At 72.8% G+C, this 22,973-nt stretch carries 23 protein-coding genes and 1 pseudogene; 2 read left to right on the forward strand and 22 right to left on the reverse strand.

Annotated elements, in window-relative coordinates:
• Window positions 1-94 precede the first annotated feature (94 nt).
• From DK427_RS04065 to DK427_RS04125, 14 genes are all read right to left on the reverse strand, one after another.
• Window positions 95-748 carry a glutathione S-transferase family protein gene (locus DK427_RS04065; protein ID WP_245930790.1) on the reverse strand — a complete coding sequence of 218 codons (654 nt, stop codon included), beginning with the start codon at window positions 746-748 and terminating at the stop codon, window positions 95-97.
• 210 nt (window positions 749-958) lie between these two features.
• Window positions 959-1,411 carry a cytochrome c-type biogenesis protein gene (locus tag DK427_RS04070; RefSeq protein WP_109950152.1) on the reverse strand — a complete coding sequence of 151 codons (453 nt, stop codon included), beginning with the start codon at window positions 1,409-1,411 and terminating at the stop codon, window positions 959-961.
• On the reverse strand, window positions 1,408-3,405 hold the full coding sequence (locus DK427_RS04075) for a heme lyase CcmF/NrfE family subunit (protein ID WP_109950153.1): 1,998 nt from the start codon (window positions 3,403-3,405) through the stop codon (window positions 1,408-1,410). The genes DK427_RS04070 and DK427_RS04075 overlap by 4 nt, the downstream gene beginning before the upstream one ends.
• A gap of 29 nt (window positions 3,406-3,434) precedes the next feature.
• Window positions 3,435-3,953 carry a cytochrome c maturation protein CcmE gene (gene ccmE / locus DK427_RS04080; RefSeq protein WP_109950154.1) on the reverse strand — a complete coding sequence of 173 codons (519 nt, stop codon included), beginning with the start codon at window positions 3,951-3,953 and terminating at the stop codon, window positions 3,435-3,437.
• A gap of 171 nt (window positions 3,954-4,124) precedes the next feature.
• Complete coding sequence (ccmI, locus tag DK427_RS04085; protein ID WP_109950155.1) at window positions 4,125-5,564, reverse strand: c-type cytochrome biogenesis protein CcmI; 1,440 nt, start codon at window positions 5,562-5,564, stop codon at window positions 4,125-4,127.
• Window positions 5,565-5,724: 160 nt separating this feature from the next.
• Window positions 5,725-7,143, reverse strand: coding sequence for a sensor histidine kinase (locus DK427_RS04090; protein ID WP_109950156.1), 1,419 nt, complete (start codon window positions 7,141-7,143; stop codon window positions 5,725-5,727).
• 107 nt (window positions 7,144-7,250) lie between these two features.
• Window positions 7,251-7,928 (reverse strand): response regulator transcription factor, encoded by a 678-nt coding sequence (locus DK427_RS04095; protein ID WP_109950157.1) that lies wholly within the window; start codon window positions 7,926-7,928, stop codon window positions 7,251-7,253.
• 30 nt (window positions 7,929-7,958) lie between these two features.
• Window positions 7,959-8,336: a PepSY domain-containing protein gene (locus DK427_RS04100; protein ID WP_109950158.1), complete on the reverse strand. Its 378-nt coding sequence runs from the start codon at window positions 8,334-8,336 to the stop codon at window positions 7,959-7,961.
• Between the two features lie 257 nt (window positions 8,337-8,593).
• A complete protein-coding gene (locus DK427_RS25970; protein WP_162559648.1) occupies window positions 8,594-8,752 on the reverse strand; it encodes a hypothetical protein in 159 nt (52 codons plus the stop codon).
• Between the two features lie 11 nt (window positions 8,753-8,763).
• Window positions 8,764-9,177, reverse strand: a complete 414-nt coding sequence (locus DK427_RS25975) for a hypothetical protein (protein WP_162559649.1) — start codon at window positions 9,175-9,177, stop codon at window positions 8,764-8,766.
• 64 nt (window positions 9,178-9,241) lie between these two features.
• Complete coding sequence (locus tag DK427_RS04110; RefSeq protein WP_109950160.1) at window positions 9,242-9,745, reverse strand: hypothetical protein; 504 nt, start codon at window positions 9,743-9,745, stop codon at window positions 9,242-9,244.
• A 66-nt stretch (window positions 9,746-9,811) separates the two neighbouring features.
• Window positions 9,812-10,426 carry a lysozyme gene (locus DK427_RS04115; RefSeq protein WP_109950161.1) on the reverse strand — a complete coding sequence of 205 codons (615 nt, stop codon included), beginning with the start codon at window positions 10,424-10,426 and terminating at the stop codon, window positions 9,812-9,814.
• A gap of 16 nt (window positions 10,427-10,442) precedes the next feature.
• The gene (locus DK427_RS04120; RefSeq protein WP_109950162.1) at window positions 10,443-11,696 is read right to left on the reverse strand and encodes a DUF2793 domain-containing protein; all 1,254 of its coding nucleotides are present in this window, start codon (window positions 11,694-11,696) and stop codon (window positions 10,443-10,445) included.
• 155 nt (window positions 11,697-11,851) lie between these two features.
• Window positions 11,852-15,766 carry a baseplate multidomain protein megatron gene (locus DK427_RS04125; protein ID WP_109950163.1) on the reverse strand — a complete coding sequence of 1,305 codons (3,915 nt, stop codon included), beginning with the start codon at window positions 15,764-15,766 and terminating at the stop codon, window positions 11,852-11,854.
• Between the two features lie 182 nt (window positions 15,767-15,948).
• On the opposite strand from DK427_RS04125, the gene DK427_RS04130 reads away from it, so the two are divergent.
• Window positions 15,949-17,640: a methyl-accepting chemotaxis protein gene (locus tag DK427_RS04130; protein WP_109950164.1), complete on the forward strand. Its 1,692-nt coding sequence runs from the start codon at window positions 15,949-15,951 to the stop codon at window positions 17,638-17,640.
• Here the strand turns inward: DK427_RS04130 and DK427_RS04135 are convergent.
• The 7 genes from DK427_RS04135 to DK427_RS04165 are packed head-to-tail and all read right to left on the reverse strand — an operon-like array spanning window position 17,627 to window position 21,135.
• Window positions 17,627-18,100: a C40 family peptidase gene (locus DK427_RS04135; RefSeq protein WP_109950165.1), complete on the reverse strand. Its 474-nt coding sequence runs from the start codon at window positions 18,098-18,100 to the stop codon at window positions 17,627-17,629. The two genes, DK427_RS04130 and DK427_RS04135, sit on opposite strands and share 14 nt — an antisense overlap.
• Entirely contained in the window at window positions 18,097-18,966 is an 870-nt protein-coding gene (locus DK427_RS04140; RefSeq protein ID WP_109950166.1) for a DUF2163 domain-containing protein, read from the reverse strand. The genes DK427_RS04135 and DK427_RS04140 overlap by 4 nt, the downstream gene beginning before the upstream one ends.
• A gap of 10 nt (window positions 18,967-18,976) precedes the next feature.
• Entirely contained in the window at window positions 18,977-19,612 is a 636-nt protein-coding gene (locus tag DK427_RS04145; protein WP_109950167.1) for a DUF2460 domain-containing protein, read from the reverse strand.
• Window positions 19,613-19,635: 23 nt separating this feature from the next.
• Window positions 19,636-20,202: a phage tail tape measure protein gene (locus DK427_RS04150; protein ID WP_109950168.1), complete on the reverse strand. Its 567-nt coding sequence runs from the start codon at window positions 20,200-20,202 to the stop codon at window positions 19,636-19,638.
• Between the two features lie 12 nt (window positions 20,203-20,214).
• Window positions 20,215-20,445, reverse strand: coding sequence for a phage tail assembly chaperone (locus DK427_RS04155; protein ID WP_109953992.1), 231 nt, complete (start codon window positions 20,443-20,445; stop codon window positions 20,215-20,217).
• A complete protein-coding gene (locus DK427_RS04160) occupies window positions 20,442-20,786 on the reverse strand; it encodes a gene transfer agent family protein (protein ID WP_109950169.1) in 345 nt (114 codons plus the stop codon). Before DK427_RS04160 ends, DK427_RS04155 begins: the two co-directional genes overlap by 4 nt.
• A 4-nt stretch (window positions 20,787-20,790) precedes the next feature.
• Window positions 20,791-21,135, reverse strand: a complete 345-nt coding sequence (locus DK427_RS04165; protein WP_342772541.1) for a phage major tail protein, TP901-1 family — start codon at window positions 21,133-21,135, stop codon at window positions 20,791-20,793.
• A gap of 396 nt (window positions 21,136-21,531) precedes the next feature.
• Between DK427_RS04165 and DK427_RS04170 the strand changes: the two are divergent.
• Window positions 21,532-21,866 (forward strand): annotated as a pseudogene (locus DK427_RS04170) (IS5/IS1182 family transposase); the annotation flags it as partial.
• A gap of 93 nt (window positions 21,867-21,959) precedes the next feature.
• On the opposite strand, the gene DK427_RS04175 reads toward DK427_RS04170, so the two are convergent.
• Window positions 21,960-22,670 carry a GntR family transcriptional regulator gene (locus DK427_RS04175; protein ID WP_162559650.1) on the reverse strand — a complete coding sequence of 237 codons (711 nt, stop codon included), beginning with the start codon at window positions 22,668-22,670 and terminating at the stop codon, window positions 21,960-21,962.
• Window positions 22,671-22,973: the final 303 nt, after the last annotated feature.

Consider the following 22,973-nt stretch of genomic DNA (forward strand, 5'->3'; position numbering starts at 1 on the left):
CCAGGCGGCCGGGCCGGCGCCGGTGTGCCGGCCTAGGCTTCGCAGCGATGCAATAAAGTGCAGGCCGGGCGTCCAGTTTCCGTCGTGCTGACCTTCAGAACTCCATGTCGAGTTCTTCGATCTCCTCCGGTTCGTCTGCGGCGGCCTCGATCCATTCCTGCATCAGGGGCCAGCGCAGGATCGTGTCGCGGTAGGCGCTCGCGCGCGGCGGCAGGCCCACGTCGTAGGTGCGGAAGCGCGTGCAGACAGGGGCGTACATCGCGTCGGCCAGCGTCGGGCGCTCGCCGAACAGAAAGGGCCCGTCGTAGCGGGCGAGGCAGTCGTCGAAGATCGTCACGATGCGGTCGATGTCGGACCGGGCGCCGTTGAAGATCCGGAAGTTCGGGTGGAAGGCCTTCAGGTTCATCGGCAGGGCCGAGCGCAGGTTGATGAAGCCCCCGTGCATCTCGCCCGCGATCGAGCGGCAATGAGCGCGGGCCGCCGGATCCTTCGGCAGGAAGCCCGCTTCCGGGAAGGTCTCGTTGAGGTACTGGGCGATGGCGAGCGTGTCCCAGACCACGATGCCCTCGTGGCGCAGGCGGGGCACGAGGAAGGACGGCGAGAGATGGAGGAGCTCCGCCCGGCTCGCGGCGTCGTCGCCGGTCAGGATCTCGGTCGTGAAGTCGAGCCCGGCCATCCGGCAGATCAGCCAGCCGCGCAGCGACCAGGACGAGTAGTTACGACTGGAGATCGTCAGCGTGGCCGTCATGAGCGTGCCTCCCGGATGATCGGTTCTTCCGATTCGCTGCATCCAAGAGTCGTGCCGAAACGGCTTCGTGGGCAAGCGGGGCGGGCGCATTGTGCGCAACTGTCATGGTTTCGAGAGGTCCAGACCTTTCGCGGGTGCAGGGCAGAGCCCCGGGACTGCGTGCCCCCGCCCCCCTAAGAGAAGAGCCTCAGGCCCTTGGGGATCCCGGGATCAATCCCGCCGCGTCAGTGCCGCGACCTCCGCCTCCTCGGCGGGGCTCAGGCCCGGCTCCGGCGCGGGCGCCCGGCGGCGGGCGAGCCGCCAGATGCCGAAGCCGCCGAGCAGAATGGCGAGAAGCGGCGTCGCCCAGAGCAGCAGCGTGTGCAGGCCGAAGACCGGGCGCAGCAGCACGAACTCGCCGTAGCGGCGCACGATGAACTCCTCGGCCTCCCGGTTCGTGTCGCCGGCCTTCAGCCGGTCGCGCACCAGCACGCGCAGGTCCTTGGCGAGCGGCGCGTCGGAATCGTCGATCGACTGGTTCTGGCAGACAAGGCAGCGCAGGCCCGCCGAGATCTCGCGGGCGCGGTGTTCGAGCGCGGGATCCGGCAGGACCTCGTTCGGCTGCACGGCGCGCACCGGGCCGGCTGCGAGAAGCGCCGCGAGGAGGAGGGCCGCGCGCCTCATTCGGCCGGCACCGCGTTGGGCAGCGGCTTCGCCTTCGCCCGCACCGGAGCGCCAACGCGCATGCGCCGGTCGGTGAGCGAGACGCCGCCGCCAAGCGCCATGATCACGGCGCCGATCCAGATTAGCAGCACGAAGGGCTTATAGTAGAGCCGCAGGCCGACACCGTCCGGCTGGATCTCGCCGAGGCTGGCATAGACCTGACTGGCGCCGACCGTGAGCAGGCCCGATTCCGTCACCGCCATCTGCCGGCTCGGGTAGAAGCGCTTGCCGGTATCGACATGGCCGACCACGTCGCCCGCCTTGTTGCTGATGGTCAGGAAGGCGGCCGTCTCCTCGTAGTTCGGTCCCGGGCGGGGCGCGACCCGGTCGAGGGTGGCAACGTAGGGGCCGGCGGCGATCGTGCCGCCGGGCTTCAGCGTCGCGAGCCCCTCGGTCGCCCAGCCCTGCGCGGCGATGCCCAGCACCGCGACGCCGACGCCCGCATGGGCCAGAGCGGTGCCCCAGGCCGAGCGCGGCAGGCCGGTGGCGCGCCGCCAGATCAGGCCGGCGCCCCGCACCCGGTTCGCGCCGTAACCGCGGGCTCGGGCGACGATCTCCAGCACTGAGCCGACGATCAGGTAGGCGCCGACGCCGACGCCGACCGGGGCGAGGACCGGGCCGCCCCAGGTGAGCGCCAGCGCCGCGAGCCCGACCGCGAGAGCCGCGGCCATCGCGGCGAACAGGCGCTGGCTCGCGGCCAGCACATCGCCGCGCTTCCAGGCCAGCGCCTGCCCGAAGGGCACGATCAGCAGGAGCGGGATCGCCAGCGGGATGAAGGTGGCGTTGAAGAAGGGCGGCCCGACCGAGATCTTGTCACCCGCCAGCATCTCCAGGAGCAGCGGGTAGAGCGTGCCGACGAAGACGGTCGCGCAGGCCGCCACTAGGAACAGGTTGTTGAGCACGAGGCTGCCCTCGCGGGAGATCGGCGCGAACAGGCCGCCCTGGCGCAGGAGCGGCGCGCGCCACGCGAACAACGTCAGCGAGCCGCCGATGAACAGGATGAGGATCGCGAGGATGAAGACGCCGCGGGTCGGGTCGGTGGCGAAGGAGTGCACCGAGGTCAGCACGCCCGAGCGCACGATGAAGGTGCCGAGCAGGGAGAGCGAGAAGGTGAGGATGGCGAGGAGCACCGTCCAGACCTTCAGGGCGTCGCGCTTCTCCATCACGACGGTGGAGTGGAGGAGCGCCGTGCCGGCGATCCAGGGCATCAGCGAAGCGTTCTCGACCGGGTCCCAGAACCACCAGCCGCCCCAGCCGAGCTCGTAATAGGCCCAGTACGAGCCCATCGCGATGCCGAGGGTCAGGAAGCTCCAGGCGGTGAGGGTCCAGGGCCGCACGGCGCGCGCCCAGACCGCGTCGATGCGCCCGTCGATGAGGGCCGCCACCGCGAACGCGAAGGTGATCGAGAAGCCGACATAGCCGACGTAGAGCAGCGGCGGGTGGATCGCGAGGCCGGGATCCTGCAGCAGCGGGTTGAGGTCGTTGCCCTCGAGAGGGGCCGGCACGGCGCGCGTGAACGGGTTCGAGGTCGTGATCAGGAAGAGCACGAACACGAAGGTGACGAAGCCCTGCACGCCCAGCGTGTTGGCGCGCAGCACCGGCGGCACGGCGTTGCGGGCCACCGCCACCAGGGCTCCGAACAGGGTGAGGATCAGGATCCAGAGGAGCATCGAGCCCTCGTGGTTCCCCCAGACGCCGGACAGCTTGTAGATGAAGGGCTTGGCGGTGTGCGAGTTCTGCACCACGTTCAGGACCGAGAAGTCCGAGGTGGCGTGGGCGTAGGTCAGCGCCGCGAAGGCGAAGAGGATGCAGGCGAAGCTGCCGAGGGCTGCCTGCACGGCGACCTGCCGCAGCGCGGGCTCGCGCGCGCGGGCGGCCCAGAGCGGCATCACCGCCTGGACGAGGGAGAGCGCCAGCGCCAGCGCCAGCGCGAAGTGACCGGTCTCGACGAGCACAGTTCGGGGTGATCCTCTCGCTTCGTCCGTTAGCGCTCGCTGCGCGGGCCGAGCGTCTTGTCGGTGGCCGTGGTGGCCTGCGGGGTAGCCTTCGCGTCCGGAGCAGCCTTGCCGCCCCCCTCCTGCCAGCGCCCCTGCGCCTTGAGCGCGTCGGCGACCTCGCGCGGCATGTAGGATTCGTCGTGCTTGGCCAGCACGGTGTCGGCCCGGAACAGGCCGCCCGGCTCCAACCGCCCCTCCGCCACCACGCCCTGGCCCTCGCGGAACAGGTCGGGCAGCAGGCCCTTGTAGTGCACGGGCACCGTCGCGTTGGTGTCGGTGACCACGAAATCGACCGTCTGGTCCGGTCCGCGCCGGACCGAACCCGCCTCGATGAGGCCGCCGAGGCGGAAGCGCACGCCGGGGCCGACGCCCTGCGCAGCGACCTCCGAGGGCGAGCGGAAGAACACGATCGACCCGCTCATCGCGGTGAGGATCAGGCCGACGGCGAGGACGAGGACGCCGCCGCAGACGCAGATCAGGACCAGGCGGCGGCTCTTGCGCGTCACGACTCCATCCCCTCGCGTGGCCGGGTGCCGGCCGGGCTCCGACGCCCGGCGCGACCGCGGCCGTTCTCGGTTGCTCCGAACGGTGTCGGCTCCGGGGCCGCCCGGGTCAAGCCCGTGGCCCGGGACCGATTGTCAGGGGAGAAGCGCCGCCCGGCGCCGGTCGGCCGCCGGTCAGGGCTTGCCGCGGACCGGCAGCCCGAGTTCCTTGGCAAGTCCGTCGAGCCGGCCGCTCGCCCCCGCGTCGGCGGCGAGCGCCATGCGGGCGCGCTCCAGGGCCTGTGCGGCGTGGTCGCGGTCGCCGAGCGCGCTGTAGGAGCGCACGAGCCGCATCCACTCCTCGGCGCTGCCGCCCTTGGCGGCGAGCCGCCGGTCGAGCCCCGCCACCATGGCGCGGATCGCCGCATCGCGCTCGGCCGGCGGCAGCGCGGTCACGGCGGCGACGGCCGATTCCGTGTCGGCTCGCGGCGCGGGCTCCGGCGCCTCCGCCTGCAGGCCGAGGTCGCGCGCGCCCGCCTCCAGCCGCTCCAGCGCGGCGGGATCGTCCTTCAGCGCCTTCCTGGCGCGCGCCAGCGCTTCGCGGGCCCGGTCGCCTTCGCCGAGCACCGCGCGGGAACGGGCGAGGCGCAGCCACTCCTCGGGCGTTCCGCCCGCCTCGGAGAGGCGCCGGTCGAGCCCGTCGACCATGCCGCGGATCGCCGCCTGCTGGTCTGCGGGCCGGGCCTCCTTCTGCGCGGCGGGACCGGCCTCCTTCGGCGGCGGCGGCTCGCCCTTGAGGCGGGCGAGGCTCTCGCGCACGAGGCCGAGCCAGGGCGCGTCGGTGGGGCTCGCCTCCTCGATCGCCGTGAGTTGGCGGATCGCCTCGCCGGTATCGCCCGCCTGCTCGGCGGCGCGGGCCAGGTAGAAGCGGGGCTTCGGGGTCTTCGGATCGAGCGCCAGCGCCCGCTCGAAGATCGGCTTGGCCTCCGGCGGCACGGTGCCGTTGGCGGCGGCGACCAGCGCCTCGCCCCAGTCGGAGAGGGTCCCGGGCGTCTCGCCCTTGAGCCGCGCCACCGCCTCGTAGGCGTGGGCGGCGTCGGTGAAGCGGCCGAGCCGCATGTAGACGGGGGCGAGTACCGCCCAGCCGCGCGCGTCACCGGGATCGCTCGCGAGCTTCGCCTCGATCTGGCCGATCGCCTTCATCAGGTCCTGGTTGCCGGTCTGTTGGGCCTGGCGCTCGGCCTGAGTCTGGGCGGGCAGGTCGGGTGAGCCGTAAAGCCCGTAGGCCAGCAACGCGACGAGCGGGATCGTGGAGAGCGCGAAGGCGGAGGCGGCGCGGCGCTGGCGCAGCCGGGGCTCGGCCACGTCCGGGTCGTCGCCTGCATGCGCGGCGCGGGTGGCGCGCAGCAGCCGGCGCGCGGCCTCGGTGCGCGCGGCCTCGGCCTCCTCGGGCGCGATCAGGCCGCGGGCGAGGTCACGCTCGATCTCGGCGAGCTGGTCCTCGTAGAAGCCCGTCTCGGTGGCCGCGGTGCCGGTCTCGCCCTGTCCGGTCCGGATGCGGCGGGACATCGGCCAGAGCAGCGCGAGCACCGCCGCGGCGGTCATGCCCGCCAGTATGAACCAGATCGGCGTCATCGGACCCTGTCGACCGGGCCCGGACCGGACCCCTCGTTCAAGGGTACGTACGGTCGGGTGGGCCCCGGCACGATCCCCTGTTCTGGCGGCACGGTGTCACGCAAGTTCGGCTTCGTGACAAGAGCGGGGTCGTCGGCGGTGCCCGGGACGTGGCCCGCCCTCAGTGCCCCGCGGCGCCGGTAGGCGCGTCGCCCGGCACCTCCAGCACGGCGCGCAGGCCGCCGAGCGCCGCCGCCTCCAGGCTGAAGCGACCGCGGTAGAGGGCGGCCAGATCCGCGACGATCGACAGCCCGAGGCCCGAGCCCGGCTTCGACTCGTCGAGGCGCCGGCCCCGCCCGAGCACGGCCTTACGGGCCTCAGGCGGCAGGCCCGGCCCGTCATCCTCGATCGAGAGCAGGAGGTGCGGGTAATCGTCCTTGTCGACCGCCTCCGCCCGGATCGCGACGCGGCCGTGCGCCCATTTCGAGGCGTTGTCGACGAGGTTGCCGACCATCTCCTCGAAATCCTGGCGCTCGCCGCGGAAGCGCAGGCCCGGCGGCACGTGGACCTCGTAGGCGATGTCCTTGTCGCGGTAGATCTTGCCGAAGGTTCGCACCAGGCCCGCGAGCGCCGGCTCGACCTCCGTCGAGGTGCCGAGCGTGCCGGCGAGCGCGGCCGCGCGCGCGCGGTCGAGGTGGTAGTTCACCTGGTCGCGCATCACCGCGGCCTGCTCGCGGATCTTCTGGCTGAGGTCCTCCGGCGCGTCGGCGGCGGCGACCTCGTTCACGATGATCGAGAGCGGGGTCTTCAGCGCGTGGGCGAGGTTGCCGACCTGGGTGCGGGCGCGCTCCAGGATCTCGCGGTTGGTCTCGATCAGCAGGTTAATCTCGCCCGCGAGCGGCGCGATGTCGCTCGGGTAGGAGCCGGTGATCCGATCGGCCTCGCCGCGCCGCACCGTGCCGAGAGCCGCGCGCATCTTCTTGAGCGGCAGCAGGCCGAAGCGGATCTGCAGCAGAGTGGTGAGCGCGAGCGACAGCCCGAGCAGCCCGAAGGTGACGTAGAGGGAGAAGCGGAAGCGGTCGACGTCGTTGACGATCTCGTCGGCCGGCCCCGCCACCCGCACGGTGTAGCGGCCCTCCTCGCCGAGATCGACGTCGCGCTCGATGATGCGCAGCAGGCGATCGTCCTGGCCCTTGCCGTAGCCCTGGCGGATCTGGCCGACGCCCGCCTTGTTGTCCGGGTCGGTCGCGGGTTTGAGCGGCACGCCGACGAGGGAGCGCGAGGTGCGCAGGTCCCGCGGGCGCGCGTCCGGCCGCCCGACCTGCCAGTACCAGCCCGAGAGCGGCAGGTCGAAACGCGGGTCGCCCAGCGAGAAGGAGCGGCTTTCCGGGTCGGCCGGCGAGACGAGGTCGGTGGCGAGGTTGTTGGCGAAGACGAGGAGCCGGCTGTCGAAGGCGCGCTCGGTGTTCTCCTGATAGAGCGTCGTCAGGATCCAGGCCGCGATCAGGAGGATCGCCGAGGAAGCGAGGAAGGCCGAGACGGCGAGCCGCACCGCGATCGAGCGGCGGCGCAGAGAGAGGAGGCGGAGGAGGGCGGTCATGGGTTGCGACACAGATCCGGACAACCACTCACTTCATCCCCGGCACAGTCGAGCAGCCCCAGGATGATGCGGTGAAGTGGTAGCGAAGCGCTCAACCGGGCCCAGACCTAAACCCGCGCGGCCGGCTGGTTCGGATCCACCAGATAGCCCAATCCCCGCACCGTCTGGATCAGGTCCACGGCGAGCTTTTTGCGGAGCCGTCCGACGAAGACCTCGATCGTGTTCGAGTCCCGGTCGAAATCCTGGTCGTAGAGGTGCTCGGTCAATTCGGCGCGGGAGACCACCCGGCCGGTATGGTGCATCAGGTAGGAGAGCAGCCGGTACTCGTGGCTCGTCAGCTTCACCTGCGCGCCGTCCACGAAGACCTTGCCCGAGCGCGTGTCCAGCGTGACCGGCCCGCAGGCGATCTGGCTGGAGGCGTGGCCGGCGGCCCGGCGGAGCAAGGCGCGCACGCGGGCGAGCAGCTCCTCCATGTGGAAGGGTTTGGTCACGTAGTCGTCCGCGCCCGCGTCGAAGCCGTCCACCTTGTCCGACCAGCGGTCGCGGGCGGTGAGGATGATGACCGGAGTCTTCACGCCGGCGCGCCGCCATTTCTGCAGGACGCTGACGCCGTCCGCCTTCGGCAGGCCCATGTCCAGGATGATCGCGTCGTAGGGCTCGCTCTCGCCGAGATAGCCGCCCTCCTCGCCGTCATAGGCCTTGTCGGCGACGTAGCCGGCCTCCTCCAGGGCAGCGACGACCTGCCGATTGATGTCCTTGTCATCCTCCACGACGAGCAGACGCACGGCTCACTCCTTCGATATCAGCCCGCGGCTTCAGTATTGGCCGGCCACCCGGCCAGTCTTGGCGTCCACCATCACGTGCACGAAGTGCCCGTCCCGGCGCAAGGCGGTTAGCATGTAGACGAGGCCGTCCTCGTGCCGGCACAGGCTGGCGCGCTGGATCTCGGCCCGCGGGATCACCGTGCGGGCGGCGCGGATCGCTGCGACCGGCTCGATCACGCGCTTCTCCGAGACCTCCTCGCGCAGGTCGGCGGCCGAGAGGCACGCGTCGAGCCGCGGGGCCGAGCCGGCCGTGGCCTGGGCGAGGCGCGGGGCGCTCTCGTCGGGCTCCTCGGCCATCGTGCCCGGGCCGCCCGCGACGAGCGCCGCCGCGGTCAGGCTCAGTGCGAGAAGGGCGAGGGCGTGGCGCATGGGCAGGACTTGTGGTCCGGAGGCACTGAATGCGCCCTGAATATCACCGACGGGCGCCGCCGCCGACCGCGCTCCGGGCGGGGCGGTCACGCCGCGGGCGCGGTCCTGGGAGATGGCATCGGGGCGGTTCGGCATCGGTGGTGCGACGGGGCGCGATCGATCGGCGCGGGTGGGATCTGATGTGGCGAGCCTCTACACGCGAGCGGCCCCGCGGTTCCCGCGCGGCGTCAGGTGCGACGGCAAGTACAGCGGCACGTTCAGCGTGAGCAGATCGGAGCCGCGGCCCGGTCCGAGACCGGTTCCGCCCGGTGGCGCGCGCCGGCCGTGTAGGAGGCGACGCCGCAGGTCGCCAGGAACAGCCCGGCCCCGAGAAGGCGGCCGAGATGGGCCAGCCGGCGCGCGGGAGATCGATGCATCGGCCAAGCGCTCATCGCAGGTCCCCCCGCAGCAGGCGCCAGATCTGGCGCACGATCGGCAGGCGGTCGATCCCGAACTGGGCGATCGCGAAGCCCGCAACCGTGACCGCCACCGCGGCGTGGCGCACCCGCCGGTAGAAGCGGGCGAGCGCCCGGTGCTCGATGCGCGCGTCGATCAGCTCGTCGAGGGCGGCGAGCCGGTCCGGGTTCTGGCGCCGGATGAAGGTTCGCCACTCCGTGCCGAAGCGGACGACGAGGCGGTCCTCCTCGGCCTCGTCGCCCGGCTTCTCGCGCAACGCGCGCCGGACGAGACTTTCGCCGAGCCCATCGACGGGCGGCGGCAGCGCGCGTCCGACCTCCTGCCCGAGCGCGTCGAGGGCCGCCCGGCCGCAGGCGGGGCCGGGCGGGCATGGCGTGGGCTGCATGACGTTCCTCCATGGCGCTCCCCCAAGGTGCCCGCGAGCCGCTCCGGGCCGGCCCTCGTTCCCGCTATCGCGCCCTGGGCCGGCGCCCCACGGCGTCGAGGGCGGGCGCCAGGGTGTTGGCGGCGGTGGCGTCGGCCTCGAGGTCGAGGCGGCGGAACACCCGCTCGGCGAGGCCCGGCAGGCCGCCCGCGGCCCGGATCACGAAGCCCGGCACCTCGTCGGCGGCCCGCTGCACCGCGGCGGCGATCACCGCCGAGCCTACCGGCACGCTCAGCACGCGCCCCTTGGCGGCGCCCGCGACGGCGTTCAGGGCGTAGTCGGTGATGCGGGCGACCATGCCCTCGACCATGCCGCGCGTGACGACGTAGCTGAGGAGCGGCGCGAGGCGGGCGATCAGGCCGGTGACAAGACCGATGAGCATCGGCGTCAGCACCGCTTGCAGGGTCTGGGCGAGGGCGACGAGCCAGTCGCCCCAGGGCAGGATCACGGCGGCGTCGGCCGCCAGGGCCGTCCGGGCCGGGAGGAGGCAGGCGAGCGCGGTCGCCGCGAGCGTGAGCGTGCGGAGCATGGAATTCCTCGGCTGTCAGGGCGTGTCAGGGGATGCGCGGCGGGCCCGGCCGGCTCGGGAGTCGCGTCAGGTGTAAGGTGCGGGGCCGGCTCGGAGCGCACCGAGACGGGCCGCGAGGCCCGCGATCAGGCCGGCCCGGGCGGCGACCGGGCGGAGGGCGGGGGTCGCCACGGTCGGATCCAGCACGGCTGCGAGCGGCGCCGCGACCGCGACCGGACCGGCGCCCGCCACCGGCCGGGGCAGCCCCTTTGCGTAGGGCGTGACGAGCTGCTCGGCCTCGGCCGCGCGCCGGCCGCGGATCGCCGCAGGCTTGTCCCACCAGAGCAGCGCGGCGCGGGCGCCCGGGAGATCGCCGGCGTTGAGCCGCTTCAGGAAGGTCGCGCGGGCGAAGGCCGCCGGACCGATGTTGAAGCAGACCGAGACCAGGGCATCGAAGGCGTGCTGGCCGACCGCGACCGTCAGGCCGTCACGCACGGCGGCGACGTAGGCCTCGACGTCGCGCGCGAAGATCGCGTCGCACGCGGCCGCCGTGATGGTGAGGCCGGGCACCACGCGCGGCGGCCCGGCCGCGGAGGTGTGGCCGATGCCGATGGTCCAGACGCCGACGCTGTCGCGGTAGGCGCTCAGGCGCCGGCCCTCGCGCGCGACGAGGACGGCCTCGCCGATGGGGCTGAGATCCATGTCGCTCTCCCGGGGATCAGGGCAGCTGGGCGCCGTGGAAGGCGGAATCGGCCGCCGCCGCGTAGCCGTCCGCGCCGGTGAACCGGGCGAAGACCTCGATCGTCTCGCCCGCCGCCAGCGGCAGCACGGCGTCGAGCAGGAGCCCGGTCACGCCGTCCGTCAGGGGGCTGGCGGCCGCAGCCCGGCCATGCCCGGCCGGGGCACCGCTGCGGTAGAGGCGTGCCTCGAACAGGGTCGGCTGGCTCGTGCCGTTCCGCCGGTAGGTGAGAGCGGCTCCGAACCGGTAGAGCCCGGCCTCCGGCGCCACGAAGCGGTTCTGCGCCGCCCGGAAGCTGCCCTGGTCGTTGCTGTCGGCCTCGTTGAAGGCGACCTTCGTCCAAGTCCCGGCCGGGATGTAGTTGTCGTAGTTCGTCCGGGCGGAGAACTTGGCGAGGTTGGCGATCCGCGCCCATCGCGCGCCGTCGAACCATTTCAGCGCGCGCTCTGTGCTGTTGACGGCGATCTGCCCGAGCGTGCCGGCGCCCGGGTCGGCCGATGCCGGCACCAGGGCCAGCGCCGAGAAGCGCCCGAGAGCCGGGTCGGCGGCCCCGACCGGCGTGCCGTCGAGCCCGGCCGGCAGGCGCACGCGCCCGCTTCCCGCCGCGACGGTGAACGCGGTGACGAAGGCGGCGCCGTCGGCGGAGACCTTCAGGGCGAGGTCGTCGCCCCCGATGAGGCCCAGCAGCGCCCGGGCCGAGAACCCGGTCTGGAAGCTCAGCGCGGCGTCGCGCCCCGTCGCCCGCTTGTTCAGCGCGAGGCGGACATCGCCCGCCTCCGCGCGGGTCTCGTCCCAGGAGAACAGGGCTCCGTCCGCATTGACGGCGAGGCGGTTCTCCGCGTCCGGCACGGCGTTGACGCCGACGCCGGCGAGGTTGCGCAAGCTGCGCAGGGTCGCGGCGAGCGGCGTCCAGCCGGCGCCGGTGAACAGGTAGGCCTCGCCCTCGTCCACGAGGTAGGCGAGCCAGCCGGGGCGCGGGGCGAGCCCGATCCAGACGCCGTCCTGGAAGCAGGCGATCTGCCCGGCAAGGCCCGTCCAGGCCCCGTCGGGAGCGGCCGGTACGAGGTAGCGGTCGCCCTCCGCCGGGGCCGGGGGCGGCGCCGGCCTGTCCTTGTCGAGGCAGGCGATCTGCACCAGGGCGTCGAGGAGGCCCAGCGCCTCGTTGTGGGTGACGTGCTTCTGCGCCTGCGCCGCCGCGATCAGCGGCAGCGCGAGGTTGTGGGTGGTGGACATCGGGGGCTCCTGGGGGCTGTGCGGCGGACGTTGGCGGAGACGGTTCGGGCGTCCTCCCGTGCGGGCCCCGCATTCCACGCGCCCGGTGTTGGCCGGCGGGATGTGCGCATCCCCTTCCACGCTGAGGGGAGAGGCGCGGGGATTTCACCGTCCCTTCAACCCGACTGCACCGGCACCCGGGCCCGGCAGGGCTCCCCCGGTCCGGCGAGTGCGCCGACCTGCGCCACCGCGACCGTGAGCCCCGTCTGGATCGTGCCGAAATCGGCGATCTCGTCGGCGGCCGGGTAGAGCAGCGACGGCTCGGTGGTCCCCGTCTCGCGCAGGGTTCGGCCGTCCGCGCCGAGGATCGCGACGCGGTAGGCCTCCGGCTCGTCCAGCGGGATCTCGACGGGCTCCCAGCTGTCGGCGGCGCGGCGAGCCCGGCGGATCCAGGTGAGGCGGATGCCCGCCGCCTCACGTCGCGCCCGCAGATGCACGGGGCCGAGTGGCCGGAGCGCGCCGAGCCCCGCGGTGGCCGTCAGCTCCGCGAAGGCCGGGTCGCCGGGGTCACGCGCGGCCGGGCCGATGCGGTAGCGGAAGGACCGGCCCGCCTCGTCGAGCCGGTCGATCAGCGGCACCACGGCACCGCCGTCGAGGCGCACGATCAGGCTGCCCGCGGGGGCGCCGCGCGCGGCCGCCGCCTCGCTGTTGCCGAGCCCGCGCAGCATCCGCGTCAACCGCCAAGTCTCGGGACCCGTCAGGGCGGCGCGCGCCGCCGACAGGATCTCGACCGTTCCGTCCGGCGCCACCACCGCGAAGGTGTTGCCGCCGGCGAGCCACGCGTCCTCGTCGAGGCTCGCCAGCGCGCCCGCGTGGCGCAGGGTCACGTCGAGGCGCGCCGCCCGGTCGATGCGCCAGAGGGGCCCGGGCGGGAGTGGGGACAGGGTGCGCCCCAGGCAGGCCGGGTGGTCGAGGGTGCGGTGCAGAGCGAGCGGGCCCTCCGCCGCGGCGCCCCGCCAGACCGCGACCGTGCCGGGCCACGGATCGGCCGCGACGGCGAGCCATTGCAGAGCGGGGGGCTCGCCCCGCTCCACCGGCAGGTCGAGCACCGCGCAGAAGGGCGGACCCGGAAGCGCCGGGGCCGGAACGCTGCCGCCGAGGCGCACGGGCGCGCGCCGGGTCTGGCCGGGACCGTGCAGCGGCACGGCCCGCGTCTCGACGCGGCGGCCTGCCGGGCCGTCGTCGATGCGGGTGACGCGCTGGAGCGCCGGCGTGCCCGCCCGCGCGGCCGGAAGGGCCACGAGGTCGCCGGGTTCCAGGGCGAGGAGCCGGGGGCTCAGCGCGAGGCGGGCGGTGTCGCGGCCCGCGATGGCGCGGTCGAGCACGGATTCGGCCAGCGCCTCCGCGCTCGCGCGCCGGGTGACGACCGCCGCCTCGATCCGGCTCTCGCGGCGGCGCCCGCCGGCCGGGCGCGCCGCGGCGGCGGTGGCGCGCCGGTAGCCGGCGCTCTCCGAGTCGGTGAAGCCGAGCTCGACGCTGCGGGGCAGGACGCTCTCCTCGGCCCGGATCTGGGCGAGCGGCGCCTCGGTCTCGGAGGCGCGCACGAGATCGCCCTCCGCGAGCAGCAAGGCCGTTTCCAGGCGTGGTCCGCGCAGGCGCAGGGTGCCGGCGACCGCCGAGACGTCGAGCCCGTAGAGCTGGGCCAGCGGCTCCAGGGCGGCGCGGGCCGAGAGCGGCCGGTCGATCACGTAGCCGTCGAGGAAGGCGGCCGCCTCGATCCGGGCCGGCGCCTCCACCCCGAGATCGGCGAGGATCACCGCGACCAGCCGGTCGAGGTCGCAGCCCTCGATCCGGCCGGTGATCCAGTGCCCGACCCGCCAGTTGCCGGCGTCGGCCCAGACCGCGTCGGTCTCCGGGAAGGCCGGGAAGGGCCGCGCGTCCCAGGCCCAGACGAAGATCGCGGCCGGATCGACCATGCGCCCGCCGTAGAGCGGCGAGACCGGGTTGTGCGCCTCCGCGAAGCCCGGCGCGGCCGGGTCGAAGCGGGTCAGGATCGCCTCCAGCCCGCGCAGCTGGATCAGCTCGTCGCGGGTGGCCCGGGAGCCCGGCGGCGCGGCGCTCTCGGAGGATTTCGGGTCGGGGAAGACGTTCGGCCCGTTGGTGCCCTTGTCGACTGCCGGCACGCCGATCTCGGTGAGCCAGATCGGCTTGGCCCGCGGCACCCAGGGGCTCGCGCCGGTCTCGACGCCGCCGACGCGCTCGATATGCGGGTTCGACCACCAGCCGACGAGGTCCTTGGCCCGGTAGAGCCAGGGCTTGCCGTAGGCGCCGTCCGTGATCGGCGCACGGGCCTGCGCGGCCCGCGCGTCGGCATCGGGATAGTACCAGTCGAAGGCCTCGCCCTGCCCGCAGGACTCGGTGAGGTAGGCGCGGTCGTAGAGCGTGTCGGCAAGCTCCGCGTCGGCGTGGCCGGGGGCGTCGCGCCAGTCGGTCAGCGGCGGGTAGTAGTCGATCCCCACCGCCGCGATGTTCGGGTCGGCGAAGAGCGGGTCGAGGGGAAAGCGGATCTCGGCGCCACCCGCGCGGACATGGGCGCCGTACTCGGTCCAGTCGGCGGCGTAGACGAGGGGCACGGCCGGGCCGAGGATCGCCCGCGTGTCGGCCGCGAGCGCCCGCAGGGCCTCGACCGCCGGGTAGCCGGCGGCGCTCCGGACACGGGTCAGGCCGACGAACTCGCTGCCGATCACGAAGCCGGCGAGCGGGGTGCCGGCGGCGGCCCAGCCGGCGGCGAGGCCCGCATAGTGCAGCACCTGCCGCCTGTAGCCCTCGGGCCCCTCGAAGAAGGCGGCGATCTGGGCCTCGGCCTCCGCGGTACCGTCCGGGCTCCCCGACGCGTCCGGGGCCGGGTGGCAGGTGATGCGCCCGCGCCAGGGATAGGGCGGCTGGCCGGCGGCCGCCGCGTCGCGCGGGTCCGGCAAGGTGTTGTCGTGGGGCACGTCCATCATCACGAAGGGGTAGAGCACCACCGCAAGGCTCCGCCGGGCGAGCTCGGCCACCAGCCGGGTCAGGCCGGCATCCGAGGGCGTGCCGCCGAAGGCCGGCGTGCCGTCCGGGGCCCGGCTCATCACGGCGGCGCCCGCGCGGGGGATGCCCGCCACCTGCCAGAGGTCGCCGGTCGTGGCCTTGCCCCCGTCCTCGACCTTCGGCACCACGCAGCACGCCCCCGCCCGCAGGTCGTCGCCGAACCACGAGACCACGACGGCGACGCGGCGCAGGTTCGGGCAGAGCGCCTGGAGCGCGTCGAGTGAGGCGGTGACGTCGGTCGTCGCCTGAAGCTGGTGGCGGTTGGCGGGCCGCGTCCGCCCGAAGCCGAGATCGACCGTGACGAGGGCGGGGTCCAGCGCGAACTCGCTCGCCCCCGGGATCAGGTCGACCGCGCGCACGAGCGGCGCCAGCCCGTTGACGGGCCGCACCACCTCGAAGGCGAATTGCGGGATGCGGTTGCCGAAATCGGCGAGCGGCAGACCCTCGAACACGACGTAGGCGAGGCCGCGATAGGCGGGCGCGTTCTCCGGCCCCTCCTTGGCGACGACGAGGGGGTCGGGCGCCTGGTCCGCCCCGCCCCGGTGGACGCGGAGCGTCAGACCGGTCTGATCGAGCTCGCGCCCGTCCGCCCAGATCCGCCGCACGCAGGCGATCTCGCCCTCGCACAGCCCGACCGCGAGGTTGGCGAAGTAGGCGTAGGCGGTGCGGACCGTCTTCTGCCCGCCGCCGCCCTTGGCGCCGCTGCCGGCGCGCTCGACCGTGGTGTTGGCGACCTCGAGCGGCCGCGTCGCCCAGATCAGGGTACCGCCGATGCGCGCGCGGCCGTAGACGCGCGGCACCGGATCGCCCTCGGTCGAGGTGAGTCCCGCGATCTCGGCGAGCCGCGGGCCCTCGACATGGCGCGGGCCTGCGCGCCCGCCCAGCAGCGCCCCGTCGATCGCCCCGCCCGCCGCGGCCCCGAGCACGCGCCCGGCCACGCCGCCGATCGGACCGCCGAGCGCGGTGCCGACGGCCGCCCCGGCCGTGGACAGGATCAGCGTGGCCATGGCGGCGCTCCGGCAAAGGAAGAGAGGGGATCCGGCCGTAGCCGAAAGCGCCCGCGCGACGGGCTGGCACAATGCAAAATTTGCAGATCTGAAGATTGACCCGAGCAACTCAAACTAAAGCTGTCGTTAACGCGGAACGCGGTAGCTCCTCGGATATCTCGGCATATCAACGGCTATCTTCGATGAACCTGCTTTCCCGCGTGAAGATATTGCACAAGATCGCGGCAGTCATTGCCTTGATCGGCATCATCGTCGGCGCCTGCATCTGGCAGGCGACCGCGCGCATGGGCGCGATCGGCGAGAGCTACGACCGCTTCATCGCGCACGACGCGCGGGCGTCGGCGAATGCGCGGCGCATCAACCGACACATCTACGAGATGTACTACGCCGTCTTTCGCACCATCGCGGAGACCGACCCTGATCAGATCCGGCGGGCATCGGAGCAGTTCGAGTCGGCCGTGCCGGGCCTGCGCCAGCTCTTCACCGAGATCGAGGCCGACATGCCGTCTTTTGCCGGGCGGATCGAGGCGGTCCGCGCCAGGGCCGAGAGCTTCATGTCCAGCGTCTCGGAGGCGCGCTCGCTCGGCGAGGCGAACCTCAACGCCGAGGCGGTGGCGCTCGTGCACCGGGACGTCGACCCGACCTTCGCGGCGCTGACGCAGATGGCCTCGAAGCTCGGTGCCGACATCGCGGCCAGCATGGAGGCGGGCGCACGGGACCTCGCCCGCGCGAGCGAGGCCACGCACCACGGCCTCTGGCTCTTCAGCGGGCTCGGGCTCCTCGCCGGTCTCGCGGCTGCGGCGCTGGTCGCCATCCTCGGCATCAGCCGGCCGCTCGCCCGCCTCGTCTCCGTCCTGGAGCGGATGGCGCGGGGCGAGACCGAGGCGGAGATCGCCGCGGCGCGGCGCGGGGACGAGATCGGCGCGGTCGGTCGCGCGGTCGAGGGGATCAAGGCGATGGTGGCGCAGAGGGCCGCCGAGCAGGCGGAGGTCCGCCGCATCGCGGATGCCGCCGCCGCCGAGGAGCGTCGCCGCACGATGACGGAACTGGCCGACGGCTTCGAGCGGGCGGTCGGCGGCATCGTCGGCAGCGTCTCGTCCTCGGCCACCGAGCTACAGGCCACCGCCGAGACCATGACCGCGACGGCGGCCGAGACGGCCGGGCTGTCCGCCACCACCGCCACCGCCGCCGAGGAAGCCTCGACCAACGTCAACACCGTGGCGGCGGCGGCCGAGGAACTCGGCGCCTCGGTCGGCGAGATCGGCCGGCAGGTCGACGGCTCCGCCGATCTCGCCCGTCGGGCGGTCGGCGAGGCCGACCAGGCGGCGGCCCTGGTGCAGACCCTCAACGGCTCGGTGGCGCGGATCGGCGACGTGGTGGCGCTGATCTCCTCGATCGCGGGCCAGACGAACCTGCTGGCCTTGAACGCGACGATCGAGGCGGCGCGCGCCGGCGAGGCGGGGCGCGGCTTCGCGGTGGTCGCGGCCGAGGTGAAGGAACTCGCCAACCAGACCGCCAAGGCGACCGAGGAGATCACCCAGCAGATCGGCCGCATCCAGGGCGCGACCGGCGAGGCGGTCGGCGCGATCGGCGCCATCATGGGCCGGATCCGCGAGATCTCCGGCGTGGCGACCTCGATCGCGGCAGCGGTGGAGGAGCAGGGCGCGGCGACGCAGGAGATCGTGCGCAACGTCTCGCAGGCGTCGGCCGGCACGGGCGCGGTGACCCGGAACATCGCGGGCGTGGCGGGCGCCGCAGAGGAGACGGGAGCTGCGGCCGAGCAGGTGCTCGCCTCCGCCTCCGAGCTGTCGCGCCAGTCCGAGCAGCTCTCGGCCGAGATGAAGCGCTTCCTCGCGACCGTCAGGGCGGCGTGAGATCCTCGGTGCCGGGATAGCGGAACACGCCCGCGAGGTGGCGCCGCCACCAGGGCGTGAGCGCGACCTCGGCGACGCTGGCGCGGTCGTGGGCGTGGATCATCGTGGCCGCCCCGGTCGCGATGGCGCAGTGCCGGGTGGGCAGGTGGGCGCGGAAACGGAAGAGCAGCACGTCGCCGGGCGCCGCCGCGTATCCGGCGAGCGGCCCGGGCACGGGGACGAGGTGGCGCGAGGCCGCCTCCAGCAGCGGCTCGCTGCCGAACGGCGCCGATTCGGCCCAGGTACCCGCATAGGGCGGGGGCGCCTCCGGCTCCGGCCCGATGAGGCCGCGCCAGACGCCCCGCACCAGCCCGAGGCAGTCGCAGCCCACGCCCCGCAGGGCGGCCTGGTGCCGGTAGGGCGTGCCGAGCCAGAGCCGCGCCTCGGCGGCGACGCGGTCGCCCGGGATCGTCGCGCTCATCGGAACAGGCTCCCGCCGTCGAGGGCCGCCTGGGCCGTGCCGGCGACCACGAAGTCGTTGCCCGGCATGTGGGGGAAGCCCTGGAAATTGACCGCGTTGGCGAAGCGGTCGCGGCAGGTGGCGAGGCTCTTGTCGCAGCCGGCGGTGAGCCGGAAGGCGTCCCCGGGAGCGACCGGGCGGGCCGGCACCTCCCAGAGTTCCAGGCGGGCGCCCTCCTGGAGGCGCACATCCGCCGCGGCGCCCGCGTTGGCGCCTCCGATCCAGGCGAGGCGCCCGCCCGTGAACAGTCCGTCCGGAAACGCGCCCGCGAGCGCCACCGCGAGGGTGCCGGGCTCGGGCAGGGCCGCCACCGTGCCGGTCGTGCGGAACGGAGCAGGGTCGACCCGGCAGCGCGCGTCGCCCAGCTCCGCGCCGCAGGTCGCCCGGAAGCTGCGGCCGCGCTCGGCGTCGAGGCGGTCGGCGAGGCCCCGCAGCTCGGCCACGAAGGCGTCGCCCGTGCGCCGGATCTCGCCCAGCGTCCCGACGTCGATGAGGAGGCGGGTCGCGGGCGCGCGCCAGTCGACGAGCCAGGTCTCGACGGTGGCGCCGTCGTAGAGGCCGCCCGCGATGTCCGCCTCGGTGAGGCCGAGCGCGGTGAGCGCGCCCGCCACATCGCCGCCCGAGACCGCGAAGCCCAATTCCGCGCTGGCCTCGGCGGCTTCCAGCCCGGTGTGGGCGGCGCAGGTCAGGCCGTCGAGGACGAGGTCGCGGTCGTGGTCGGTGAAGCCGAGGCGCACGCCGTCGCGGCGGGCGAGCGTCCAGCAGCGGCAGAGGGTGGTGACGCCCTCCGCGAGGTGGGCCGCGAAGGCAGGGGGCAGGTCGCGCATGGGTGCCTCCTCAGGGGACGATCTCGACGAGCGGCACGCGCGGGATCTCGCCGGCCGTGAAGGCTTCGAGGTTGACCGTGAGGTCGTCGGTGTCGAAGCGGACCGGCACGTCGAAGGCGAAGCCGGCCGTCACCGCGGCACCCGGTCCCGGGGCCGTGGCCAGGGTGACGAGCCCGGTGGTGACGTCGCAGGTGAAGCTCCCCGCGGCGAGCTCGCGGCCCGCCACCGCCACCCGCACGCTGCCCGCGACCGGCTTGGCGACGGCCCGGCGATAGGCGGACCCGCCGGTGCCGTAGGTCTTGGCGAGGGGGAAGGACGTGCGGACCCCGTCGCCGAGGCCGAGCGGCTGATCGGTCGCCCCGGGCTCTCGGCTCGGTGGCCCCGAGCGGCAATCGATCCGGTCGCGGTAGCGGAAGCCGTGGAGCCGGCCGCGGCGCTCCTCGAAGAAGGCCAGCACCGCGTGCAGCGCGTCGAGGCTGCGGACGCCGAAGCCGGCATCGTAGCGGCGGCGCGAATCGGCCCAGCGGCTGTTGCGGTGCTCGCGCCCGGAGGCCAGCGTGACGATCTCGGTGAGCCGCACCGGGCCGCCGCTGCCGCGCAGGGAGACGTCGAGGGGGAACAGCACCTCGTGGAAATCGGCGGGCATCGGGGCCTCCCCAATAAAATCCCTCAGAGCGCGCGCTGGCCGCGGGCGACCGCGCGGGCGAGCTGGGCGGCGACCTGCGCCTCGGAACGGCGGAAGGCGCCCGGGTCGGGCGTCGCGATGGTGACGTTGACCGAGACCGGCCGGGCGGGCGCCCCGCCCGCGACGCCGAGGCGACCGTCCGGCCCGCGGCGCAGCGGCAGGATCGCCTCGGGGCCGGCCTCGCCCATCAGGCCGGTGCCGCCGCGCATCGGGAAGTAGGTGGGCGCGGCCACGATCCCGCCCTCGGCGAAGGGGCGCACGCGGCCCCCCTGCACCACGCCACCCCGGGCGAAGGCCGTGGCGGAGGTGCTCAGGAGCTGGCCGACGAGGCTCGTCACCCCGCTCTGGACCGGCTTCAGCGCCGCCTTTACGGCGGCGCCCGCAAGCTTGCCGCCGAGCGAGCCCAGCAGGCTGTCAAGTTGGCGGCCGGAGCCGAGGCTGCCACTGAGTGCCGTCGAGAGGCTGCGCCCGAAGCTCTTGGCCAGCCCGTCGAGCTTTTCCAGCTGCCGGATCCGGATCGTGTTCGCGCGGTCAGTGTCGTTCTCGGCCATGTGGCGGCTCCCTCAATCGGTGCGCGTGTCGGGATGTGCGGCGATCAGCCGGTCGAGGGCGTCCCGGTCGAGGGCCGCCGGGCGACGCGGCAGGGCGGCGGACAGTTCGCGGGGCGTGGCTGCCCAGAAGTCGCGCGGGCGCCAGCCGAGGCGTCCGAGCCCCAGCGCCAGCGCCGCGTCCCACGGGAAGGCGGGCCAAGGGGCGGACCCCGGGCCCGGCGCGCTCCCGCCCGTGGGTCTCAGGGGCGGGGCGGCTCATCCGGTGTCTCCTCCGGCGGCTCCCCGAACGCGGCGACCAGCGCCTCGCCGACGGCCGCCGTCACGGCGTCCAGCCGCCCGGCGAGCGGCAGGCGGGCGACCGCCCGGTCGTCGAGGTCGTGCCCGCCCCCGCGCAAAGCCGCGCCGAGCAGCGCGATTAGGTCGCGGGCGGCCAGACGCCCGCCGGAGAAGCGCTCGGCGAGGCCCGCGAGGTCGCCGGCCTGCAGGGCGTCCTCCAGCTCGGCCAGCGCCCCGAGCGTCAGGCATAGGGTGAACCGCTCACCCCCGAGATCGAGCGGCACCTCGCCGCGGCGGCGGTTGGCCATTGGGTCAGGCCGCCGCGAAGGCGAGGAGACCTGCCGAATCCAGGCTCATGTCGAAGGTGACCTCGCCCGCGTGGTCGCCGCGGTATTCGAGCGCCGTGATCTGGAACGGACCCTCGATCGTGCCGAAGCCTGGCACCACCACCTGGAAGGTCTCGATCAGCCCGTCGAAGAAGATCTGGCGCAGCCGAAGGTCGGAGGCCTGATCGCGGAAGACGCCCGCGCCAGACACCGCGGCGCGTCGCACGCCCGCGCCGGCCAGCAACTCGCGCCAGTGCCCGGCTGAGTCGGCGTTGGTGACGTCCACCGTCTCGGCGTTGAAGGCGATCTGGCGGGCGCGCAGGCCCGCCACTGTAAGGGAGAACGAAGTTGGTCCGCAGAACCGACCGATTCCAGCGGTTTTGAGCCTGAAGTTGGTCCGCAACTTGAGGCATAGTTAGCCCGCATCACTATGATTTCCGCCAATTAGCTTCTCCTCCTGCCAGAGCCTGCTCTCCGATCGCCTCCGAGCCTGGGCCAATACAGCTCCTGATGGTGACGTCACACGCTACGATCGGCGGAAGCACAAGCGTCATGGCACGGCCACCTCAGCGCTCGGCTTTAAAGGAGGCTCGACCTCTCGAAGGGGCCCTCAGTCTCGCGCGGCGTGTGCCTAGATCTAAATCGGGGCTTAGCTCGCTGCTCACATTGAGCGACACCTGTGCTGTGCCGATGCGTCCATAAACACGGTAGAGACCTGTAGGGTGGCTTGGACGCGGTGCAGGGGGGGCGCACCGGCTGGCGTGGTCGCCTGGGCGCAGACCGGACAAGCTGCACGCCGACGAGGGTTACGAGCATCGTCGCTGCCTGGACGGCAGCCGCTGCCGGCGCGAGTGCCGAGCCTGCAGCATCACGCCGCGGATTGCCCGTCGCGGCATCAAGAGCAGCGAACGGCTGGGTCGCTATTGCCGGATCGTGGAACGGACGCTGGCGTGGATCACCCGCTTCCGCCGCCTCACCATCCGCTATGAGCGCCGCGCCGACCTCCATCTCGCTTTCAGCGCGCTCGTCTGCCAAGCTAAGGCCAAACGGCTTTGTCCCTGAGTCTTAATGAGCTTGCCGGCAGGTAGAGCCGTCGCGCGCCCACGCTTGGGATTTCGGCGTCCCTCGCTCAGGTCGCGCGCCCGATTCGAGAGTCTAAGCCGCCCTTCCCGGTCCCATCGCCGCCGATAGAGATTCGCGCTCCCGACGCCCCAGCTCGGCAAGGATGGCCGTCGTGATCTTCGAGATGTGTTGGCCTACCATCTCTGCAGCTCCCTCTACGTCGTTCGCTTTGCATAGCTTGACGATCATTCTAATATCTTTGAGATATTCGTCCTGACGTCTCTCATCCCTCCATAGGCATATGAGATATTTGCTGAATCGTCGAATGGTGATGCCGATGCGCTTGAGATCACTCTCGTTATCTACGCAAGCATACAAATATATGAGAGCTTCGACATTGCTCTTCAGTTTCGGCCTGATTTGATCGGACGCCTTGCATGTCCTGATTGATCTGTTGCATCGAGATAAATATGGATTGAGCGTCCGGCGGGCGCTACAGCGTATTGCGGCCATCTCGAGCCGCAATCGCTGCTGGCCGAGCGTCATCACCTCATGTGCATGGAAGTTCACTGCATCGTGTTCATACGACGCCTCTTTTCGAACGAGGCTCTCGTCGCGGAGTTGGGATATGATCGCGGTCGCAGTCGGGACGCTCACTCCATAATGCTCGACGATGGCGTCCGGGTATAGGATCTCGCCATTTCTGAGCCGGCCGTCGACGATCGCCTCCCGGATTTCATCTGAAGCCAGTATCATCATTCGACGATCGCTGTGATTGTAAAAGTCCTCGTCCTCGTACCTCATATCGTTTCCCTGCATGCATGTCGAATGGTCTTTCTAGGGGATTTTCGAGATGATTATTCTGCGTAGGAAGATCGTACTTTATCCATATCTCCGTGTATCGACATCCGGTTTCGCGGGACCACGTCCCCACCCGCCTTGTCACACTCGGTGAGTCCGACGCTGGGCCTGATGAGCGCGGCCTTATCGGAGAGACGTGGCAGTGGGCCGCTCGGCGGCTCCCGTACTGAAATCCGGAGTGCGAGCCGTGACCCGAAAGGGACGAGACGGTCCTCGGTCTCGGTTTCAGCCCCGTCGAAGGGCGCC

The sequence above is a fragment of the Methylobacterium radiodurans genome (assembly GCF_003173735.1).
In the GTDB taxonomy this organism is placed as follows: Bacteria; Pseudomonadota; Alphaproteobacteria; order Rhizobiales; family Beijerinckiaceae; genus Methylobacterium; species Methylobacterium radiodurans.